Raw genomic sequence first — 17110 nt, 5'->3', positions numbered from 1 at the left:
CTGTTGTGCCACTGGCCCACCAACAATTTATCCCGGCCGCCGCCACACTCGACGTATGAACGACCCTGTCGACCCCGAGTCTAACCCCTTCGACCGTGTCGTCGGTCACTGGGAGCAGGTCATCGAGGACATGGCGGCCACGGCGACACAGTACCGCGACGACGGGCGCGAGGCTATCGAACTCCACCCCGGAGACGTGGCGGTACTGACCGGCGAGCCGCGAACGATGGCTGAACAGACTGGCGAATACGAGCCGGAGACCCGGCGGCTCGGTTTCGATGTCGTGGTTCCCGGCGACGAGTTCCGGCGGGTCGCCGACGCGCTCGAAGACCGCACCGTCGAGCGCAGCGAGGTGTTCCGGGCGACCGACGACGGGATGGTGTTCCTGCTCGTCGCGCTGGAATGTGGCGACGACCTCGCCGTGCTCGTGCCGCTGTACTACGACAAGACCGACCGCGCGGACCTCTCGCAGGTTGCCGCCGACCACGGACTGTACTCACACATCCGACCGCTCACCGACGACGAGGTTGTCACCGTCACCCACGAGGACCCTGAACCGTTCTTCCCCGAGTGAAATCTGGTTCCGGATGGGTCACAGACCGCTTAGCTACGAGGTCTCTCGGACTCGGTTCAGCCGGTATGCCGGCACGCCGAAAACGATCCCGTAGAGCAGCCGGTTGCCGATGACACCGACACCGAAGCCCGAGAGAACGGCCGCGAGTACGAGTGTCACCGACGCCTCGGAAAGCGTCACGAGGCCGGCGACAGCCCCGGACAGCACGATGAACGCCGCCAGTGCGGCGACCTCCGGGTAGACGCCCGGGACCGCGTCGTGTTCGACGACAGCCACCGTGATCCCCGTCAGGAGTCCGAACCCGACAACCACCGCCAGTACGTCGACCAGTGCTGTCCCCGCCTCCGCGTAGCCAAGCACCGCCCCGCCGATGCCAATGGCGAGGTCGGTCCGCAGCACTTTCTGTGTCGCTTCGTGGACCGACATCGATGGCTGTGTATCGGGGTCGATACCGTCCATTTCAGCCGTGTCTACTCGTCGACTTGGAATTCATTCCCACACTCCGGACAACACACCTCGTCGTGTCGCAGCGCCGCGGACTGCTCGCGGACCTCCCGCATCACCGAGGAAATCCGGTCTTCGGCCTCCATCTCGTCCTCGACGGCGAGGTCGACACCCTCGACTTCGAGGAGGAACTTCGCGACCTCGGTGGCCTCGTACATCACGTCGTCGAGGTCCTCAGCGGTGAAGAAGTCACACATCGCGCCGTAGAGGAACGTCGCCCCGGCCTTCCGGACCTTGTCCTCGAAGGCCGCGCGGGCCTGATTGACCGCCTGTGGCGTGTACGTGTCCGTCATGAACGGGACGAGTTCTGGGAGGTTCTCCCCGATTTTCGTCATCTCGACGCCAGTTTCGGTCCGGAAGTCAGCACAGAGGCGGGCGATGGCCCACTCGCGGGCGGTGATGTACGTCCGGTCCCGGAGGAAATCGTTCGCGCGGTCGTAGGTCCCGCCCTCGATTTTCTTGAAGCGGTCGTACTTTTGTACGTCGGACGGGACGTCACTGGCTTCAGAAACCGCTGTCCCGCTGGTTGGCTCGGCCGGTGCTGTCCCCTCGGTGGCCGAGTCGGCGGGGCCGCTTTCCGTGGTCTCGCCGTCGTCGGCCCCGTCATCCGCGGCCGCCGGGTCGTCCGGCTGGTGGCCGGCCGAACCGTCGTCTGCCGCCTCGACATCCGTCTCGTCCGGCGGTGCGCCCTCAGTCATAGCCGGGAATGCGTGCCCGCGGTGAAAAAGGGTATCGCCGCCGCCCCGCTGTCATTGTCTCCAACCGACAGTTCAGCCGGGTGGCTTTTTTACCGCTCCCATGCATGGCCCGACTATGAAAATACTGCTCGGTGTCGGGGGCAGCGAACTGTCCTACCAGGCACTGACCGAGACACTCGAACGCGTATCGGAAACAGGCGACGAGCTGACCGTCGCTGTCTTCGAAAACGGCGACATCGACGCCGACCTCGAAACGGTCCAGCAGCGGATACAGGAGTATATCGACGAAAGCGGGCTCGAGCCGCCGATCCGCCACGTCGAAGGCACCTCGCCGGGCAGCGAGCTGGTGAACATCGCCGAGAGCGAGGAGTTCGATAGGATCGTCCTCGGCGGTGGCGGCCGCTCGCCGCTCGGGAAGATACAGCTCGGCCCCATCGTCGAGTTCGTCCTGCTGAACGCACAGACGCCAGTGACTCTCATCCGATGACTCGAACGTACCCAGACGAACCCGCCGAAGAGTTCCCACAGCCGCCACGGACGATCACCGACCGCAAGGACCGTCCCATCGACGTCATTCCCGCCGACGACGCCGATACGGAGAGCCTCGTCGAGATGTATCTCGACTTCGACCCTGCCGACCGTGCGCAGGGCATCCCACCGGTCAAAGAGGAAGCGATCCGTGAGTGGCTCGAAACGATCCTCGACGGCGACTGTGTCAACGTCGTCGCCAAACACGACGACACTGTCGCCGGCCACGCGACGCTGGTCCCGGACAACGAGGACGAGCACGAACTCGCTATCTTCGTGCTACAGGCCTACCAGGGCGCTGGTATCGGGACGGCGCTGGTCGAGACGCTGCTGGGTCACGGTCAGGCCGAGGGCATCGACCACGTCTGGCTCACCGTCGAGCGGTGGAACGACCCGGCGATATCGCTGTACGAGAAGGTCGGCTTCGAGATCAGTAGCGCCGAGAGCTTCGAGATAGAGATGGCGATCCGTCTCTAAACGGTGAGCACTGGCTGGCTGGCGTACTCGATGACGTAGATCGCCGCGCGCCCGACGGCCTCTTCGCCCTCGCTTCTCTCCTCGCGCGGGACGACGATGAAATCCGCGTCGACGTCCTCCGCCACATCGAGGACGACGCTGCCCGGTGTCTGCATCAGTCGTGTCTCGGAGAACGCGGTCGCGGACGACGTTTCGAACGTGCCGTCGTGGACGTCGCGGAACCGTTCCCGGATGCTCTCGGTGAACGCTCGATGCTCCTCGGCGATCGCGGTTGCGCTCACGTCGCCGCTGTCGATATCCTGGTGGAGCCGTTCGTCGATGACGAACAGCAGGTGGAGATCGGCGTCGTACCGCTCCGCGACGGCGATCGCGTACTCGGCCGCTCGTTCCGACTGGTCGCTGCCGTCGACCGGCGCGAGTACGAGGTCGATGTCCATCACTCGCCAGTGCGGCCCCGGCCGGCAAAAATCCACCGAGGTTCGTGCCGACCCCGTGGCGTCATCCGGAGCGTCCCTCGCCGTGACCAACAGTGTATTTAGTCGCGGCTTCGATGCGTGGTGTATGTTCGATACGGTGGTCATCGCCACGGACGGCTCCGGCAGCGCAGAGCGGGCCGTCGAAGCGGCGCTGGACCTGGCAGCGCGCTTCGACGCAACTGTCCACGGGCTGTACGTCGTCGACACCGGCGAGGTTGAGACGACTCCCGAAGAGGTTCGCGAGGCGCTGGAGCGCGCGCTGGCGACCACTGGCGGCCGCGCCCTCTCGTTCATTCTGGAGGCCGCCGACGCCGAGGCAGACGAGGAGCTCGTCACTGCCGTCCGGGAGGGTGACCCGGCCGACGAAATCTGCAAGTACGCGGCGGAACACGACGCCGATGTCATCGTCAGCGGGACTCGGGGCCGCCACGGCGAACATGGATTCCTGCTGGGAAGCGTCGCCGAGGAACTCATCCGGGAGGCCCCCATGCCGGTGCTGACGGTCCGCCAGCTCGAAGGCGAGCCAAACCCCGAGCGCGAGGACGTGTAACGGAACCCGACGGCTTCTTGACGCCCCGCCCGCTTGCTGGGGCATGGACGATTGGCTCATCGACGACGACCGTCTCTCTATCGGCCGCAAATCCGTACTCCCCGGCGAGGGGTTCTTTATCCCGGATTCCTACGAGGAAGAGCAAGCCGAAGCGGAAGCCGCCGAGACGCTGGACGACGCCGGTGTCATTGTTATCGCCGACCCGGACGCAGACGGACTGGCCTGTACCGCACTGATTCGCGAGGCCCACGGAGAAGGCGCACTGCTGCCTGCCGGCCCACACGAACTCACCGAAGCGCTCGAATGGACCGCCGAGTACGCCGACCCCGACGCGACCGTCTTCATCTGTGACCTCTGTCCCGACCGCGAATCCGACATCGCGCCCCTCGATTCGCTGATCGAGCGCGTCGAACGCGTCGTCTGGTTCGACCACCACCAGTGGCCCGACGACCTCGCCGCCGACGTGGACGCGGCCGGCGTCGAGCGCACCGTCGGAGATAGTGAGGAAGTGTGTACCGCTGACGTGGCGCTGTCGGAACTCGACTACGACTTCGACGAGCAGTGGGCCGACCTCGCCGCCGTCACCCGCGACCACGACCTCTGGATCCGCGACGACCCCCGAAGCGACGACCTCGCGGACCTCTCGTACTGGAGCGAACCCGAGGAGTACATCGAGGCGGTTCGCGACCACGGCCCCGACCTCTCGCCGGAGTTCCACGAGTTCCTCGACGAGAAGCGCGTCGAGAAGGAGGCGCTCATCGAGAAGGCCGTCGAGCGGGCCGAACTCCGCGACGTCGGCGAGTGGACGGTCGGCGTCACCTACGGCCGCTGCTCACAGAACGAGGTCGCCGAGGCGCTGCGCGAGCAGGGCGCTGACGCCGCCGTCATCGTCAAGCCCGCCGGCTCCGCCTCGATTCGTGGGACGGATAACTTCGAGCGCGCCCACGAGGTCGCCCAGCAGGTCAACGGCGGCGGCCACCCGAAGGCGGCGGGCTGCAAGCCCGACATCTACGACGACATGATGGACTACGCCCACCACTGGACGACGCAAGGGGCCGTGGCGAAACAGGCTATCGTAGACGCCTTCCGACGGCTGCCCGAGGAAGAAGCGGAAGGCGTCGATACCGACCGATAGGCGGGCCCGTGAACGAACTGAACGGTATCTCGCCCCCTGACACAACGTTGATTTATCTCTCCCCCGTCACTGCCGGGTGATGTCCGAGTCCCTCCACACGCGAATCGCGCGCGAAACAGCTGTGCGACGGCGACTCGGAAGCGCCGTTGCCGTCGGCGTGACGCTGTACGTCCTCGACGGCTCGGTACGGTATGCTGCGGTCGCAGCGGCGCTCGCCTTCTGTGTCTGGCTCGTCGCCGACGCCGCCCAGGCCACTGTCGGCGACTACGCCGACCACATGGTGTTCGGGCTCCTCGTGTTCGGCTTCGTGGCGTACACGGTCGCGGCCGCCGGCCTAACGTGGGTCGTCGTCCCCGGGGCGCTTCTCGGCTGCTGGTTCATGATTGACGGCATCCAGCACCTCCGGCACGGCGTCACCCGCAATGAGGTCGGGGTGTCGTACTCACACGATGGCGGCCCCGTGACGGGCCTGCCGAAGGCACTGCTTGTCAGACTTGCCGAACCGTTCCTGCTGTAGGCCCGGGGACTACTCCCCGACGACCCACTTGTCGCTGTACCGTTCTCCACAGGCACAGACTGCGTAGGCGTGGACCACGTCTCCCTCGGCGTAGAGCCCGCCTACGTCCTCGTTCTGTTCCTCGGCGAAGGCGAAGACGAATCGGGTCGTGTGGTCGCTCTCCGACTCCTCCTCGGCGATCGGACAGACCGCGTCGGTCAGGTCGTCGTCGATGTCGCCCTCCGTACCCATCGCCTGCTGAGCCAGTCCCATCGGGTCGATGCCCGTCGCCGACTGGAACGCGCTGCGGCCGTCGTCGCCCGGCAGGACGAGGACGTGGCCGTCCTCGACTTCGTCTGCGTACTCGGCCAGCGCGCCGGGGTTCGAGACGGCGTCCTCGTGCAGGAAGAAGAGCACGTCTTCAGGCCGCTCGCCCGCCAGAAACTCCGTGTGTTTGGTCATGCAGGGGGAGAGTCACTCGCCGGGCAAAAGTGCCGCGTTCCGCTCGGGAACGAGACGCGCTGTGTCGCCGCCCCTTCCAGCCTCACTTTTAGGCTCACTCGTCTGGTATCGTCGTCCATGACCGACTTCGGCGAGTACGTCACGGATATCGTCCACGAACCGACCCAGACCGACAGCCCGGGGTTCGACCTCACCGTCGGCGAAGTGTACGAGGTCGTCGAGCCGGGGCGGATCGACTTCGGCGGCGGCGAACTCGACGCGGCCGGCGTCACACCCCATTCGAGCGAGAAGCGGAATCCGGACGACGACTACGAGTGGTGGACGCTGCGGGCCGGCCAGTATCTCGTCGAGTACAACGAATCGCTGACCGGCGCGGCGACGGTGACGCTCCAGCCGCGGACGGAACTGCTCGAACGCGGCGCGACGCACCCGACACTGCACGTCGACGCGCTCCCGCGCGTGCCGCTATCGGTCGGCGGCGCGGGGCTACAGCTCAAAGAGAATGCCAGAGTCAGTACGATTGTCGCGGCCGAGGAGTAAACAGGTAGACAATCCGTCTCATACGGATTGTTGTAGCGATTTACCGGTATGTGTCGACCCCGTGATCGGCACTATCCGGAAATAATCTACAACAATCCGTATCAGGCGTTGACGTCTTCGAGATGGCGGCTGGCGACGACCTTGCCAGTCGGCGTGAGCGTCGGCCCGTCGGCCGCGTCCTGAACGAGGCCGTCCTCGGCGAGGTCCTGGAGAATCATCGATACCTGTGAGGAGTCCTTGCCGAGAATGCTCGCTAGCGGCATCCCGTCCATGTCGCCGGTCGAGTACATGGCGACCAGCACCTCCTTCTTGTCCTTGGTGAGCTCGACGTTTTTGAGCTCCTCCATGAGCTCGGCGTACTCGCGGCGGAGATAGCGCCCGAGGATCGACATCTTTCGACTCGAAGCCATCGCGGCCAGCGTCGTCATGGCTGTCCCGTCTTTCATGTGCCGGACTGTCAGCACCGGCCGGCCCGTGCCGTTGATCTCCCGCGTGTTCCGGTCGAAGTCTGACACCGTTTTGAGATCGACGTTGAACGATCCGTCCTTGCGTCGGAACTCGACGTTACCGGGTGTGAGAAAGAGCTTCGCAGTCTTGAACGACTCGTCGGTGACGCGGCCACCGACGCGGGCGCGCTCTTTGACCGTCGTTTCGGTGCCGTTGATGACAGCCTTGAACAGCACTGTCCCGAACTTCTCGATCTTCTCGTCGCCAGCCTCGATGGCTGCGACGAGCCGCTTCCCCCTGTGTTCGAAGGCGATCGTCACCGTCGAGTCGAAGAAATCGCCCAGGTCGGGCGGGACCTGCCCGATGGCAATGTCGAAAATCGAGTCCAGCGGGATCGTCAGCTTGTCGTCCTCGCTTGCGGCCAGTACCAGCCGCTTTTGCGAGAGGACGATCCGACCCCTGATAGGGTCGCCCCGACCGGCCACTTCGGAGTTGAATTTGCCGACGAAATCCGCGATCACTGATTCCGACATTCGTCCGTTACCCGATGTACATCAGCACTGATATTGAGCGTTTCGCGCGAGTATCAGCAGCAAAAATCGGCTTCATTCGGGAGAACGGGGGCTAACGGCGTCAGTTGTCGAGGTTTCGAGCAATATCTGACAGCGAGGCGTCCGGCCCGCCGGTCGCCGTATAGACGACGCGCTTGCCCGGCGTTCGGAGGCCGTACTCGGTTCCGTCGGTTACCACGTCGAGATGTGCTGACCCGCCGAGCGAGACTTCGCCGTCGGCGACCCACTCCGCGAGGCGGTTCGTCCCGTCCCGTTCGCGGGCCAGTCGGCGGTTGTCGGCGACGTGTGAGAGCACCGGCTCGCCGTCGAGATTCGTCTCGACGACGGCGTGGTACCGGTCGCCGTCCAGCGCGAGGCGGACGGTGTCGCCGTCGTCGAAATCGAGTTCGTCCGGGAGCACGACCCGGGGTCGGTCGGTTCGGCCGACCGACTCGACGGGAACGCGATGCGTCTCGACGGTTTCGTGGTCACTGGGAACGCGGTCCGGCACTGACTTACTCGTCGTCGTCGCCGAGGAGTTCGGCCACGTCGTCGCTGCCGCGGGCCGTGATCTTCGCGTTGATCTGGCGCGTGTCGTCGCTGACCTCGCGGCCGCGGACGGTGATGCGCTTGCGCTCGCCGTCGGTGGTCGGTTTGAAGCCGACGCCGCCGTCGGACATGATTTCTTTCGTCATGACGCCGCGAACGTCGGGTCGCATCGGTCGGCCCGAGGTGTCCGACCCGCCGGTCAGTTCGAGCGTGTAGCCATCGAGGCCGACAGCGCCGCCGTCGACCTCGTCGCCGAGCTCGCGGCCGATGAAGCGGTTTGCGTCCTGTCCGTCGACGTCGATCTGGTAGGTGTGGCCGTCCTCCGGATCGGAGACGGCGACCGTGAATTCTGCCATACCTGTTCTCAATCAACCGCGCTTCAAAAACGCGTCGAACCGTCCGTCCCGGTCGCACCGTCTCAGCGTCACGGTTACTGGTCAGCCATCGCATCGCTCGCGATTGAGCGGCCGCGGGCCTCAAGCTGGACCTCCCGGCGTGTCCGGACCGGTTCGAGGATATCGGCTTCCATCAACCGGTCGTACACGGCTTCGACTTCCTCTATTTCCATATCGACGAAGTCCGGAATCTTGAACGGCGAGATGCCGGAGTACAGCGCCATCAGCACCTGCGTCTCCTTATCCGAGAGGTCCACGTCGTCGGCGATGTTGCGCTGCTCACCTTGCCGGACGAGTCCCTCGATGAGCGAGACGTGACGTGGCGTCCCCGAAATGTGAGTCTCGACGCTGGTCCCTTCGATGGTGTGTTCGACCTCCAGCAACGGTCGCTCGTCGCCCCGAATCGTCTTCTCCTTGGCCTCGACGGTCCCCACGTCGTCGATGTCAAGTTCGACGAACGTACCGCTGGCGATGGCCAGATTGATGCAGTCGCCGTCGAGTTTGAGTCGCCCCTTCTCCCAGCCGCCGTCCTGAACAACGCCACCCTTGACTGCGGGGTGGTTGACGAGGACGACGGTCTGGTCGAGCAGCGTGCTGTAGAGGTTCTCCTGAAATTCCTCGGCCTTTTTCGCCGAGATGAGCGTCACGTTCCGGCCGGCCTGCACCTTGATGTAGCTGTCCACCTGTGCGAGGGGCTGGTTCATCTGGCTGGCCGTGACGCTGCTGACTTTCGACAGTGGGATGGTCCGCTTGCCGTCGTTGGTTGCGAGGACGAGACGCTTGTTCGAGAGGAGTATCCGACCGGGTAGCCACTCGATGTCGTTTCGCTTGCGCCCGTCCGAGACGACCTGGACGAACTTCCCCTTCGTATCGACCAGTGCGTGTTCTCCGTCGCTCATCGGTTAGCCAGCTATCGCTCTGGTGTACGCCCCGCCGCGTCTTAATCCACTCGGCTGACTCATCCGCGGCCACCGAGCTTCGAGATAGCCGAGAACGCCTTCTTCCTGACCACGTCGTGTTCGGTTTCGTCAATGAGCTTATCCAGCGTCTTTCGGGACCGCTCGCTGCCGACCTTCCCGAGCGTGAAGATGGCCTGGCCCCGAACCTCGGGGTCGACACCGTCGTCCTGGACGATTTTGAGCAGCCGCCGCTCCACCATGTTGTCGTCGTCGCCGAGTTCGGCGAGGCTCGTGGCGGCGAACTGCCGGAGCATCTGGTCGTCGTCGTCGAGCGCGTCGACCAGTGATTCGATGACGCGGTCCCGCTCTTCCTGACTGGTGACCCGGCCGAGCATCCAGGCGGTGTTGCGCCGCTGGGCGGCCTGCGTGCTCTCTTCGAGAATCTCGACCAGCGGCACGACGACGCTCCGGTCGTCCGTGTTTGAGAGTTTCTCGACGACGGTGTCGCGGATTTCGTGGCTCTGGTCGGTCGGGACGTTCGACAGGAGTTCGATGAGCGAGTAGACTGCCGTCCGCCGAACGGCAGCCGACTCGTCTGAGAGGGCTTCGATGAGATAGTCCACCGGCCGGTCGTTGCCGAAGTTCCCGAACGCGCCGACGGCGATGCGCCGGACCCGTTCGTCGTCGTCCTCGTACAGCGGCAACAGCGCCTGGAGCGCCTGCCGGTTCCCGATGTTCCCCAGCGCGTCCGCTGCCTCGCGCCTGACGGCGGCTTTGGGGTCCGACAGGACGTTTTCGAGCGGGTTCGTCGCCCGCGAGTCGCCGATCTTCCCGGCTGACCGGGCCGCTCGCGCCCGCACTCGTGGGTCCGGGTCCTCGAAGCGCTCTGCGAGCTTCGGGACCGCGTCGGCCTGGTCTAAGTTTCCGAGGCCGTTCGCGGCCGCCATCCTGAGTTCGGGCACATCGGCGTCAAGCACCTGCATGTACGCCTTCGCCTTCACCCAGTCTGCGGCGTCGTCTTCGAGGTCGACGCCGGCCATTCCCCCGATGAGTTGCGTGATGGCGTCGTCGCCGAGTTCGTCCAGCGAGTCGATAGCCGCGCCGGTGATCGCGTCGCTGTCGCTCTGGGCCGCGTCCACGAGCGCGTTGACCACGTCGCGCCGGTCGTCGTGGTCGTCGAAGTTCCCCAGTAGCTCCGCGGCGCGGGTCTTGACCCGCTCGTTGTCGCTTTCCCTGAGGAGGCGGATGAGTTCCTGTGCCTTGCCGTCCCGTTCCAGTTCGTAGAGGCTCATTGGTCGCTACACACGCCGGTAGATGCGGTGTCGTTTGTCGACCGCTTCGAAGGAGTCCCGACACTCCGCGGGCAGCGTCTCGGTCATGCCGATCATGAGATATCCGCCCTCGCGGAGCGACCCACGGATCGTCTCGAAGATGGGGACCTTGAACTCCGAGTCGATGTAGATGAGGAGGTTCCGGCAGAACACCAGATCGAAATCGCGCTTGGGGTCGCCCCGGATGAGGTCGTGTTGCTCGAACGTGACCATCTCCTTGACCCGGTCCCGAACCTCAAACGTGTTGCCGTCCTGCTCGATGTACTTCGTGTAATCGTCCAGCGGCTCCAACTCGTCTGCGATGTCGGTCGTCTGGGAGGTCGCATACGTCCCATCGCGGGCTTCTTCGAGGATGTCGGCGTTGATGTCCGTCGCCGTGATCTCGACCCGCCGGGCGTCGATCTCGGGGTCGTCGAGTGCCAGCATCGCCGCCGAATACGGCTCGCGGCCGTCGGCACTCGGGGCCGACCAGAGCCTGACGCGACGGTTGTTCTCCGTGAGTTCTCGGAGGACCGGACGGAGCCGCTCCCACGCCTCTGGGTTCCGGAAGAAGCTGGTGACGTTGATCGACAGCGAATCGAGCAGTTCCTCGCGCTCGCCGTCGTCGCGCTCCAGCAGTCGCTGGTAGGACTGGTAGTCCTCGGTGTCGGTCCGGCGCATCCGCGCGGTGATGCGGCGGTCGAGATACGAGTCATTGTAAAAGCCCGACTCGAAGTCCATCTCCTCGCCGATGAACTCCACGAGGTCGTTGAAGGTGCGCTCGCTACCTTTGTTCATAGCGTCACCACGTCGAGGATGTGGACGATGTTCCCGTCGCCGAGAACGGCCGTGCCCGAGAGGCCGGGTGTTCCCGAGAGGATACCCTCCAGGGGCTTGACGACGACCTCCTCCTGGCTGTTGACCGAGTCACAGTGGAGCGCGACCTGGCGTTCGGACTCGCGGATGCGGACGAGCATCCCGTCGCCGTTTGCCGTCTCGCCCTCGATGTCGAAGGTGTCGTCGAGGTGGATGACCGGGTAGATCTCGTCGTTGTGCTTGATGACTTCCTGGCCGTTGACCTGCTTCGCCTCCTCTGTTCCGGTAATCTCGTCGACGTTCTTGATCGGGACGCCGTACTCCTCGCCGCCGACCTTGACGAACAGCACTTTGACGATAGCCATCGTCACCGGCAGGCGCAGCGAGACCGTCGTTCCCTCGCCCGGTTCGGAGTCGACGCTGACCGACCCGTCGAGCTGGGAGACCGTGTCGTGGACGACGTCCATGCCGACGCCGCGCCCGCTGGTGTCAGTCACTTCGTCGGCCGTCGAGAAGCCGGGGTGGAACACGAGGTCGTACACCGCGGAGTCGTCCATCGCGTCCAGTTCCTCGGGCGAGCGGACGCCCTTTTCGACGGCCTTCTCCCTGATTCCACTCACGTCGAGCCCGGCCCCGTCGTCTTCGACTTCGATGATGACGTGGTCGCGCTCGCGGGAGGCCCGGAGCGTGATGTGGCCCGTCGGGTCCTTGCCTGCCTGTTCTCGCTCCTCGGGCGACTCGATGCCGTGGTCGACGGCGTTCCGGAGGATGTGCATCAGCGGGTCCGAGATCTCGGTGAGGATGGTCCGGTCGAGTTCGATGTCCTCGCCCTCGATATTGAACTCGATGTCCTTGTCGAGTTCGCGCGCGAGGTCGCGGACGAGCCGCGGGAACTTCCCGACGACCTTCTTCAGCGGGATGAGTCGCATATCCATCACCGTGTTCTGGAGGTTCGCCGTGATCTTGTCCAGTTCGTTCAGCGTCTCGCCAGTGGAGTCGAGGTCGTCTTTCTCGACGCCACGCCGGAGCTTGATTCGGCTCGTGACCAGTTGCTCGACGAGCCCGTGGAGGTCGTCGAGCTGGTCCACGTCGACGCGCACGGACTTGATCTCGTCGACGCTGTGTTCCTCTTCGGCACCCGGGTCGGGGTCCGAACCGGAATCAGCGTCCGTGCCGCTATCGTCGACAGCCTCTGCGTCGCTTACCAGTTCGTCGGTCACGTCGGTCACGTCGAAGCTGTCGACCTTCCCAGTCGTTCCCAGTTCGGCGTCGACGGTCGCCGCGTCGGGGCCGTCGAGATACAGGACGAACGTGTCCTCGAACTCGCCGTCCTCGATATCGGCACGGCTCGGACTCGAATCGAGAATGTCGAACCGCCCCTCGATGGATTCGACGGCCAGCATCGAGTCGACGCCGAGCATGTCAGACTCCCCGACGCTGATTTCGGCCTGCAGGACTCGCTCGTTGACAGCGTCGGCGTCGATGTCGGCATCGCTGACGCTGGCATCCGCGGAGAGCGACTCATCGCTGTCCGAGGAGCCACCGTTGTCTGCCGTTTCGGTGTCGCCCGCGGCGGCGGCCCCCTCTTCGAGAACGGCTCGGAGTTCCTCGACCATCTCGTCGGTCTCCGTCCCCGATTCGCCGTGCTCTTCGATCTCCCCGACGATGACCTCGATCTTGTCGACGCCGGCGAAGACGAGGTCCATCAGGTCCGGCGTGACCTCCATCTTGCCCTGGCGCATCTCGTCGAGCAGGTCCTCCATCGCGTGCGCGAGGTTCGCTGCGTTGTCGAAGCCCATCGCTCCGAAGTTGCCCTTCAGCGTGTGGGCTGTCCGGAAGATCGAATCCATCGCCTCCGTGTTGGAGGGGTCGGATTCGAGTTCGAGCAGCGAGTTGTTGAGTTCGGTAATCGCTTCTTCACTTTCACGGATGAATGCGTCTAAATACTGGTCGTCCATTGTCAGGTCACCTCAGTGGTAATCGTGTCGATAATGCCGTCCGCAATGTCGTCGATAGGCAAGACAGTGTCCACACAGCCCGTCTCGGCGGCGCGCTTTGGCATGCCGTACACCGCGGACGTGGCCTCGTCCTGTGCGATGGTCTTGCCACCGGCTTGCTTGATCCGCCGAATCCCGTCTGCGCCGTCTTCGCCCATCCCAGTGAGGATGAGTCCGACGAGCGGGTCGTCGATTGTCTCCGCGGCCGTTCGCATCGTCACGTCGACGGCCGGCCGGACGCTGTTGACCGGTTCGTCCTGTGTCAGCTTCGTCCGCAGTCGGCCGTTCCGGTAGTTCTTGACCTCCATGTGCCGGTCGCCGGCAGCGACGAGTCCCTCGCCGCCGCCGATGCGCGCCCCGTCTGTGGCCTCCCGGACCTCGTAATCGCTTCGCGTGTTGATCCGCTCGGCAAACCGGCCGGTGAACCCCTCCGGCATGTGCTGGATGATGAGCACCCGGAGGTCAGCCTCGATGGGGAGGTTTTCCATTACCTGTTCCACCATCTTCGGGCCGCCGGTCGAAGAGCCGATGACGAGCGTCGGGTTCGCAACGTAGGTCGTCTGACTCGACGAGCCTCCGGTTGCCCTCCGGTCAGTGGCTGAACCGCCGGCTGTTGGTGAGCTCGCGCCGCTGTCGCTGCTTGTCCCGCCGTGGCTGTGTGTCGCGCCGACATCGACCGCCGCGACGGAGCTGACCATCTCGACCAGCTGGTCTTTCAGGCGTGACATCTCCATCGATACCTCGCCACCGGGCTTGGTGAAGAAGTCGACCGCACCCTTATCGAGCGCCTCGAACGTCACATCGGCGTTCTCGTCGGTGTGTGCCGACAGCATCAACACCGGTGTCGGAGACTCCGACATGATGCGCTCCGTCGCCTCGATGCCGTTCATTACCGGCATCTCGACGTCCATCGTCACGACGTCCGGTTTGTGTTCGATAACGGCCGACACCGCCTCCTCGCCATCACGCGCCTGCGCGACGACATCGATACCGCCATCGCTGAGGATATCAGAGATGACACTCCGCATGAAGTGAGAGTCGTCTGCGACCACGGCGCGGACACCATCTGCCATATCACCAACGCTCCCGTCGGCCAGGAGACATCGGCGAACGAGACATCCTCATACCTACTTCCAAATCCCGTCCGGCCCCGAAATAAATACTCCGCCCACGTAATCAAAGTTGATAGCCCAGCAGGCACCTTTATGCGCCCCTGTCCGCGACAGTTTGGATAAGAACCGCAATGGCAGCACAGTCAGCCACCACCGGCCAGGTACTCGAGTTCCAGCTCGGCTCGGAAACGTACTGCGTGAGTATCGACTACGTGACTGAGATCGTCGATATCGGCGAACTCACGTCCGTCCCGAACGCCCCGCCGCACGTCCGTGGCGTCATGGACCTGCGCGGGCGCACGACATCAATCGTCGACCCCAAGGTCGTTTTCGGTATCGAGGACGAGGGCGAAGAGAAGCGCATCATCGTCTTCGACCCGGAGATCGTCGAGGAACAGGGTGCGGCCGGCTGGCTCGTCGATGAGGTGTATCAGGTAGTCCAGATCACGCCGGAGCAGGTCGACCGGTCCCCCGCGAACGACGCCGGCTCAATCCGGGGCGTGATCAAGCGAGATGACAGTTTTGTTATCTGGGTGGACCCCGCCATCGTCCACGCTGGTGACTGATTCCGGTTTGTTTAGCGACACACCAGCAAGACTTTTTAACATTCCCGACAGAGAAGTATCTAATCAACTTCCAGTTCCTTCCGAAACTATGATTGAGCAAACCAAAACGGGGATCGAGGGCCTCGACGACATTCTGAACGGCGGTATTGTGAAGAACTCAACGACACTGGTGAGCGGTAACCCCGGTGCCGGAAAATCGATCCTCTGTCTCCAGTACATCTACAACGGCGTCGAAAAATACGACGAGAAGGGCATCTATCTCTCCTTCGAGGAAGACGCGTCGGACCTCCGAGAGGCCGCCGAATCCATCGGCTTCGAAAACTGGCAGGATCACGTCGACAACGGCGACATCAAGGTGTACGACAAGCAGGTACTCCTGCGCGAGAACGACTTCACGTCCTCACTGGATATTCTCCTGGATGAGCTCGAAGACGGCGACTACGACCGGTTGGTGCTCGACTCACTCGCCATGTTCGAACTGTTCTTCGAAAACGAGAAGGAGAAGCGGACGTATCTCCTGAAGTTCACCGACATCCTCAGCGACAGCGGTCTCACGACGCTGATGACCAACGAACAGGGGGCCGTCTTCCCGGACACCGAGATCGGGCTGGAGAACTATCTGACCGACGGCAACATCTACCTTATCCAGACGCCGACTGATACCGGTGTGAACAGATATGTCTGGGTCGCCAAAATGCGAAAGCAAAACATCGAGACGGACATCTATCCGATGGAGATCGACCGCGGCGGTATCGATGTCCACCAGAACGCCAGCGCCTTCTCGATGATGAGCGAGGAAGAATCACCAATTTAGCGATACAATAAAGCCATTATTACTCGGTAGAACGATGGATACAGCGGCACAGGCCGCTGTTTTCGCACGAGCGTCCTGTAGTGCGTGTTTGTCTCCTTTCAGTCGATATCACAGGCGATAGCTTTATTATCGACTGAATTTATTATTTGATAACGATGGATTCAGGGGAGATTCTTCAGACGCTTGGCAATAAATACAGTGCCGAAATCCTCGACGCGACGGACGAACCGGTCTCCGCACAGGAACTCAGCGACGAACTCGGAATCCCCATCGCGACGTGTTACCGACGCATCGACGAACTGACCGAACACGACCTCCTGGAACTACACGACAACATCCTCTCTGACGACCGCCGACGTATCAAGGTGTATCGGCGGAACGTGGACGAGGTCCGGGTCGATTTCGACGACGAACTGACTGTCCACATCGAAGAGCGGTCGGAAGTGACCAACAAACTCGACGAGGCGTGGCGGACCCTATCTGAGCGGTAGAACGCCTCTTCTCGGCGTTATCACGAAAGATATTTTCGAGCGTGGATTTAATAACGGGTTCGCTGTAGCCCTGTACAGTGCTGATGATAGAACTTCTCTATGCCATATCGACGCTGGTGTTCGTCGTGGCCGGACTGACAATGGTCGGGATGGCCATGCGGGCGTACGTCCAGACATCCCGGCAGGCGATGCTTCACCTCTCGGTGGGATTTTCGCTTGCAATCGCGGGCGCGGCCGCGACGATGATTAGCGCGTTCATCAACGACTTCGAGGGCGTACGGTCGTTGTTGCTAGTCAACAGTGGGTTGACGACGTTCGGCTATCTGTTCGTGATGTACAGTCTCGTCACGTACGAGTGAGTGTGTTTCTCGACTGCATCAGTTGACCACCCTGCCCGTGAGCGGATTTCTCTGTGACTCATCTCTCTGTCGACTCCGGTTTCAACGTCTATTTTCGTATAGACCGCCCCAGCTTGCACGCAACACGATACCTCCCGACCATACACCAGACAACCAGCTATTTCCATCGCTGATACCGACCTATAGAAGCAATTAAATCTGATTCTTAGAGGCGACGTAGCTCAGTTATCTTCTTCAGACCTAATTATATGTATTCTTCTGGTAAAAACCTCCACAGCCCCTCAGGACCCTATTATCAAGTAATATAATTTGGGGGGAGGTATTATTACTGACGAAAAGAACGGTTGGATAGGGTCAGACAGAC

At 63.1% G+C, this 17110-nt stretch carries 23 protein-coding genes; 11 read left to right on the top strand and 12 right to left on the bottom strand.

Annotated elements, in window-relative coordinates:
- Positions 1-55 precede the first annotated feature (55 nt).
- Positions 56-574 (top strand): hypothetical protein, encoded by a 519-nt coding sequence (locus GJ630_RS04140; protein ID WP_050007271.1) that lies wholly within the window; start codon positions 56-58, stop codon positions 572-574.
- Between the two features lie 33 nt (positions 575-607).
- Here GJ630_RS04140 and GJ630_RS04135 read toward each other — a convergent pair whose 3' ends face one another.
- Positions 608-1033: a hypothetical protein gene (locus GJ630_RS04135; protein WP_146416874.1), complete on the bottom strand. Its 426-nt coding sequence runs from the start codon at positions 1031-1033 to the stop codon at positions 608-610.
- Positions 1034-1044: 11 nt separating this feature from the next.
- Positions 1045-1776 carry a DUF5806 family protein gene (locus tag GJ630_RS04130; RefSeq protein ID WP_011224094.1) on the bottom strand — a complete coding sequence of 244 codons (732 nt, stop codon included), beginning with the start codon at positions 1774-1776 and terminating at the stop codon, positions 1045-1047.
- A 115-nt stretch (positions 1777-1891) separates the two neighbouring features.
- Between GJ630_RS04130 and GJ630_RS04125 the strand changes: the two genes are divergently transcribed.
- Positions 1892-2263, top strand: a complete 372-nt coding sequence (locus tag GJ630_RS04125) for a universal stress protein (protein ID WP_014041358.1) — start codon at positions 1892-1894, stop codon at positions 2261-2263.
- The gene (locus GJ630_RS04120; protein ID WP_008307801.1) at positions 2260-2781 is read left to right on the top strand and encodes a GNAT family N-acetyltransferase; all 522 of its coding nucleotides are present in this window, start codon (positions 2260-2262) and stop codon (positions 2779-2781) included. The genes GJ630_RS04125 and GJ630_RS04120 overlap by 4 nt, the downstream gene beginning before the upstream one ends.
- On the opposite strand, the gene GJ630_RS04115 is transcribed toward GJ630_RS04120, so the two are convergent.
- Entirely contained in the window at positions 2778-3218 is a 441-nt protein-coding gene (locus GJ630_RS04115) for a universal stress protein (protein WP_008307802.1), read from the bottom strand. The two genes, GJ630_RS04120 and GJ630_RS04115, sit on opposite strands and share 4 nt — an antisense overlap.
- Positions 3219-3342: 124 nt before the next feature.
- Here GJ630_RS04115 and GJ630_RS04110 point away from each other — a divergent pair, with 124 nt between their 5' ends.
- The 3 genes from GJ630_RS04110 to GJ630_RS04100 all read left to right on the top strand — a co-directional run bounded on the left by GJ630_RS04110 (position 3343) and on the right by GJ630_RS04100 (position 5459).
- Positions 3343-3807, top strand: coding sequence for a universal stress protein (locus GJ630_RS04110; RefSeq protein WP_014041357.1), 465 nt, complete (start codon positions 3343-3345; stop codon positions 3805-3807).
- Between the two features lie 43 nt (positions 3808-3850).
- Positions 3851-4942, top strand: a complete 1092-nt coding sequence (locus GJ630_RS04105) for a DHH family phosphoesterase (protein ID WP_050007269.1) — start codon at positions 3851-3853, stop codon at positions 4940-4942.
- Between the two features lie 79 nt (positions 4943-5021).
- The gene (locus GJ630_RS04100) at positions 5022-5459 is read left to right on the top strand and encodes a hypothetical protein (RefSeq protein ID WP_050037104.1); all 438 of its coding nucleotides are present in this window, start codon (positions 5022-5024) and stop codon (positions 5457-5459) included.
- Between the two features lie 9 nt (positions 5460-5468).
- Here GJ630_RS04100 and GJ630_RS04095 read toward each other — a convergent pair whose 3' ends face one another.
- Positions 5469-5900, bottom strand: coding sequence for a DUF5807 family protein (locus GJ630_RS04095; RefSeq protein ID WP_191449428.1), 432 nt, complete (start codon positions 5898-5900; stop codon positions 5469-5471).
- 117 nt (positions 5901-6017) lie between these two features.
- Here GJ630_RS04095 and GJ630_RS04090 point away from each other — a divergent pair, with 117 nt between their 5' ends.
- A complete protein-coding gene (locus GJ630_RS04090) occupies positions 6018-6440 on the top strand; it encodes a dCTP deaminase (RefSeq protein WP_050007268.1) in 423 nt (140 codons plus the stop codon).
- Between the two features lie 101 nt (positions 6441-6541).
- On the opposite strand, the gene GJ630_RS04085 is transcribed toward GJ630_RS04090, so the two are convergent.
- The 8 genes from GJ630_RS04085 to GJ630_RS04050 all read right to left on the bottom strand — a co-directional run bounded on the left by GJ630_RS04085 (position 6542) and on the right by GJ630_RS04050 (position 14477).
- Positions 6542-7420: a CheF family chemotaxis protein gene (locus GJ630_RS04085; protein WP_191449427.1), complete on the bottom strand. Its 879-nt coding sequence runs from the start codon at positions 7418-7420 to the stop codon at positions 6542-6544.
- A 100-nt stretch (positions 7421-7520) separates the two neighbouring features.
- On the bottom strand, positions 7521-7949 hold the full coding sequence (locus tag GJ630_RS04080) for a hypothetical protein (protein WP_014041351.1): 429 nt from the start codon (positions 7947-7949) through the stop codon (positions 7521-7523).
- Positions 7950-7953: 4 nt separating this feature from the next.
- Entirely contained in the window at positions 7954-8343 is a 390-nt protein-coding gene (locus GJ630_RS04075) for a 30S ribosomal protein S6e (RefSeq protein ID WP_014041350.1), read from the bottom strand.
- 74 nt (positions 8344-8417) lie between these two features.
- Positions 8418-9281, bottom strand: a complete 864-nt coding sequence (locus tag GJ630_RS04070) for a CheF family chemotaxis protein (RefSeq protein ID WP_014041349.1) — start codon at positions 9279-9281, stop codon at positions 8418-8420.
- 59 nt (positions 9282-9340) lie between these two features.
- Positions 9341-10573, bottom strand: coding sequence for a HEAT repeat domain-containing protein (locus tag GJ630_RS04065; RefSeq protein ID WP_191449426.1), 1233 nt, complete (start codon positions 10571-10573; stop codon positions 9341-9343).
- A 6-nt stretch (positions 10574-10579) separates the two neighbouring features.
- Positions 10580-11389, bottom strand: a complete 810-nt coding sequence (locus GJ630_RS04060; protein WP_191449425.1) for a protein-glutamate O-methyltransferase CheR — start codon at positions 11387-11389, stop codon at positions 10580-10582.
- Entirely contained in the window at positions 11386-13365 is a 1980-nt protein-coding gene (cheA, locus tag GJ630_RS04055; protein ID WP_014041346.1) for a chemotaxis protein CheA, read from the bottom strand. The genes GJ630_RS04060 and cheA overlap by 4 nt, the downstream gene beginning before the upstream one ends.
- Positions 13366-13367: 2 nt before the next feature.
- Positions 13368-14477 (bottom strand): chemotaxis response regulator protein-glutamate methylesterase, encoded by a 1110-nt coding sequence (locus tag GJ630_RS04050; RefSeq protein WP_023843419.1) that lies wholly within the window; start codon positions 14475-14477, stop codon positions 13368-13370.
- 170 nt (positions 14478-14647) lie between these two features.
- On the opposite strand from GJ630_RS04050, the gene GJ630_RS04045 reads away from it, so the two are divergent.
- From GJ630_RS04045 to GJ630_RS04030, 4 genes are all read left to right on the top strand, one after another.
- Positions 14648-15082 carry a chemotaxis protein CheW gene (locus GJ630_RS04045; RefSeq protein ID WP_008307828.1) on the top strand — a complete coding sequence of 145 codons (435 nt, stop codon included), beginning with the start codon at positions 14648-14650 and terminating at the stop codon, positions 15080-15082.
- An 88-nt stretch (positions 15083-15170) separates the two neighbouring features.
- Positions 15171-15896: an ATPase domain-containing protein gene (locus GJ630_RS04040; protein ID WP_050037098.1), complete on the top strand. Its 726-nt coding sequence runs from the start codon at positions 15171-15173 to the stop codon at positions 15894-15896.
- A gap of 155 nt (positions 15897-16051) precedes the next feature.
- Positions 16052-16387, top strand: a complete 336-nt coding sequence (locus GJ630_RS04035; protein ID WP_004515272.1) for a helix-turn-helix domain-containing protein — start codon at positions 16052-16054, stop codon at positions 16385-16387.
- Positions 16388-16470: 83 nt separating this feature from the next.
- Positions 16471-16746: a hypothetical protein gene (locus GJ630_RS04030; RefSeq protein WP_008307830.1), complete on the top strand. Its 276-nt coding sequence runs from the start codon at positions 16471-16473 to the stop codon at positions 16744-16746.
- Positions 16747-17110 lie beyond the last annotated feature (364 nt).

This window comes from Haloarcula sp. CBA1122, from assembly GCF_009741785.1.
GTDB classification, from domain to species: Archaea; Halobacteriota; Halobacteria; order Halobacteriales; family Haloarculaceae; genus Haloarcula; species Haloarcula hispanica.
This window is presented reverse-complemented; position numbering and strand designations above follow the sequence as displayed.

Coding starts and splice junctions, on each gene's coding strand:
- GJ630_RS04065 (WP_191449426.1), bottom strand. CDS start 10,573: ATGAGCCTCTACGAACTGGAACGGGACGGCAAGGCACAGGAACTCATC.
- GJ630_RS04060 (WP_191449425.1), bottom strand. CDS start 11,389: ATGAACAAAGGTAGCGAGCGCACCTTCAACGACCTCGTGGAGTTCATC.
- GJ630_RS04095 (WP_191449428.1), bottom strand. CDS start 5,900: ATGACCAAACACACGGAGTTTCTGGCGGGCGAGCGGCCTGAAGACGTG.
- GJ630_RS04100 (WP_050037104.1), top strand. CDS start 5,022: ATGTCCGAGTCCCTCCACACGCGAATCGCGCGCGAAACAGCTGTGCGA.
- GJ630_RS04030 (WP_008307830.1), top strand. CDS start 16,471: ATGATAGAACTTCTCTATGCCATATCGACGCTGGTGTTCGTCGTGGCC.
- GJ630_RS04110 (WP_014041357.1), top strand. CDS start 3,343: ATGTTCGATACGGTGGTCATCGCCACGGACGGCTCCGGCAGCGCAGAG.
- GJ630_RS04125 (WP_014041358.1), top strand. CDS start 1,892: ATGAAAATACTGCTCGGTGTCGGGGGCAGCGAACTGTCCTACCAGGCA.
- GJ630_RS04115 (WP_008307802.1), bottom strand. CDS start 3,218: ATGGACATCGACCTCGTACTCGCGCCGGTCGACGGCAGCGACCAGTCG.
- GJ630_RS04040 (WP_050037098.1), top strand. CDS start 15,171: ATGATTGAGCAAACCAAAACGGGGATCGAGGGCCTCGACGACATTCTG.
- GJ630_RS04105 (WP_050007269.1), top strand. CDS start 3,851: ATGGACGATTGGCTCATCGACGACGACCGTCTCTCTATCGGCCGCAAA.
- GJ630_RS04135 (WP_146416874.1), bottom strand. CDS start 1,033: ATGGACGGTATCGACCCCGATACACAGCCATCGATGTCGGTCCACGAA.
- GJ630_RS04045 (WP_008307828.1), top strand. CDS start 14,648: ATGGCAGCACAGTCAGCCACCACCGGCCAGGTACTCGAGTTCCAGCTC.
- GJ630_RS04120 (WP_008307801.1), top strand. CDS start 2,260: ATGACTCGAACGTACCCAGACGAACCCGCCGAAGAGTTCCCACAGCCG.
- GJ630_RS04130 (WP_011224094.1), bottom strand. CDS start 1,776: ATGACTGAGGGCGCACCGCCGGACGAGACGGATGTCGAGGCGGCAGAC.
- GJ630_RS04085 (WP_191449427.1), bottom strand. CDS start 7,420: ATGTCGGAATCAGTGATCGCGGATTTCGTCGGCAAATTCAACTCCGAA.
- GJ630_RS04070 (WP_014041349.1), bottom strand. CDS start 9,281: ATGAGCGACGGAGAACACGCACTGGTCGATACGAAGGGGAAGTTCGTC.
- GJ630_RS04075 (WP_014041350.1), bottom strand. CDS start 8,343: ATGGCAGAATTCACGGTCGCCGTCTCCGATCCGGAGGACGGCCACACC.
- cheA (WP_014041346.1), bottom strand. CDS start 13,365: ATGGACGACCAGTATTTAGACGCATTCATCCGTGAAAGTGAAGAAGCG.
- GJ630_RS04050 (WP_023843419.1), bottom strand. CDS start 14,477: ATGGCAGATGGTGTCCGCGCCGTGGTCGCAGACGACTCTCACTTCATG.
- GJ630_RS04090 (WP_050007268.1), top strand. CDS start 6,018: ATGACCGACTTCGGCGAGTACGTCACGGATATCGTCCACGAACCGACC.
- GJ630_RS04035 (WP_004515272.1), top strand. CDS start 16,052: ATGGATTCAGGGGAGATTCTTCAGACGCTTGGCAATAAATACAGTGCC.
- GJ630_RS04140 (WP_050007271.1), top strand. CDS start 56: ATGAACGACCCTGTCGACCCCGAGTCTAACCCCTTCGACCGTGTCGTC.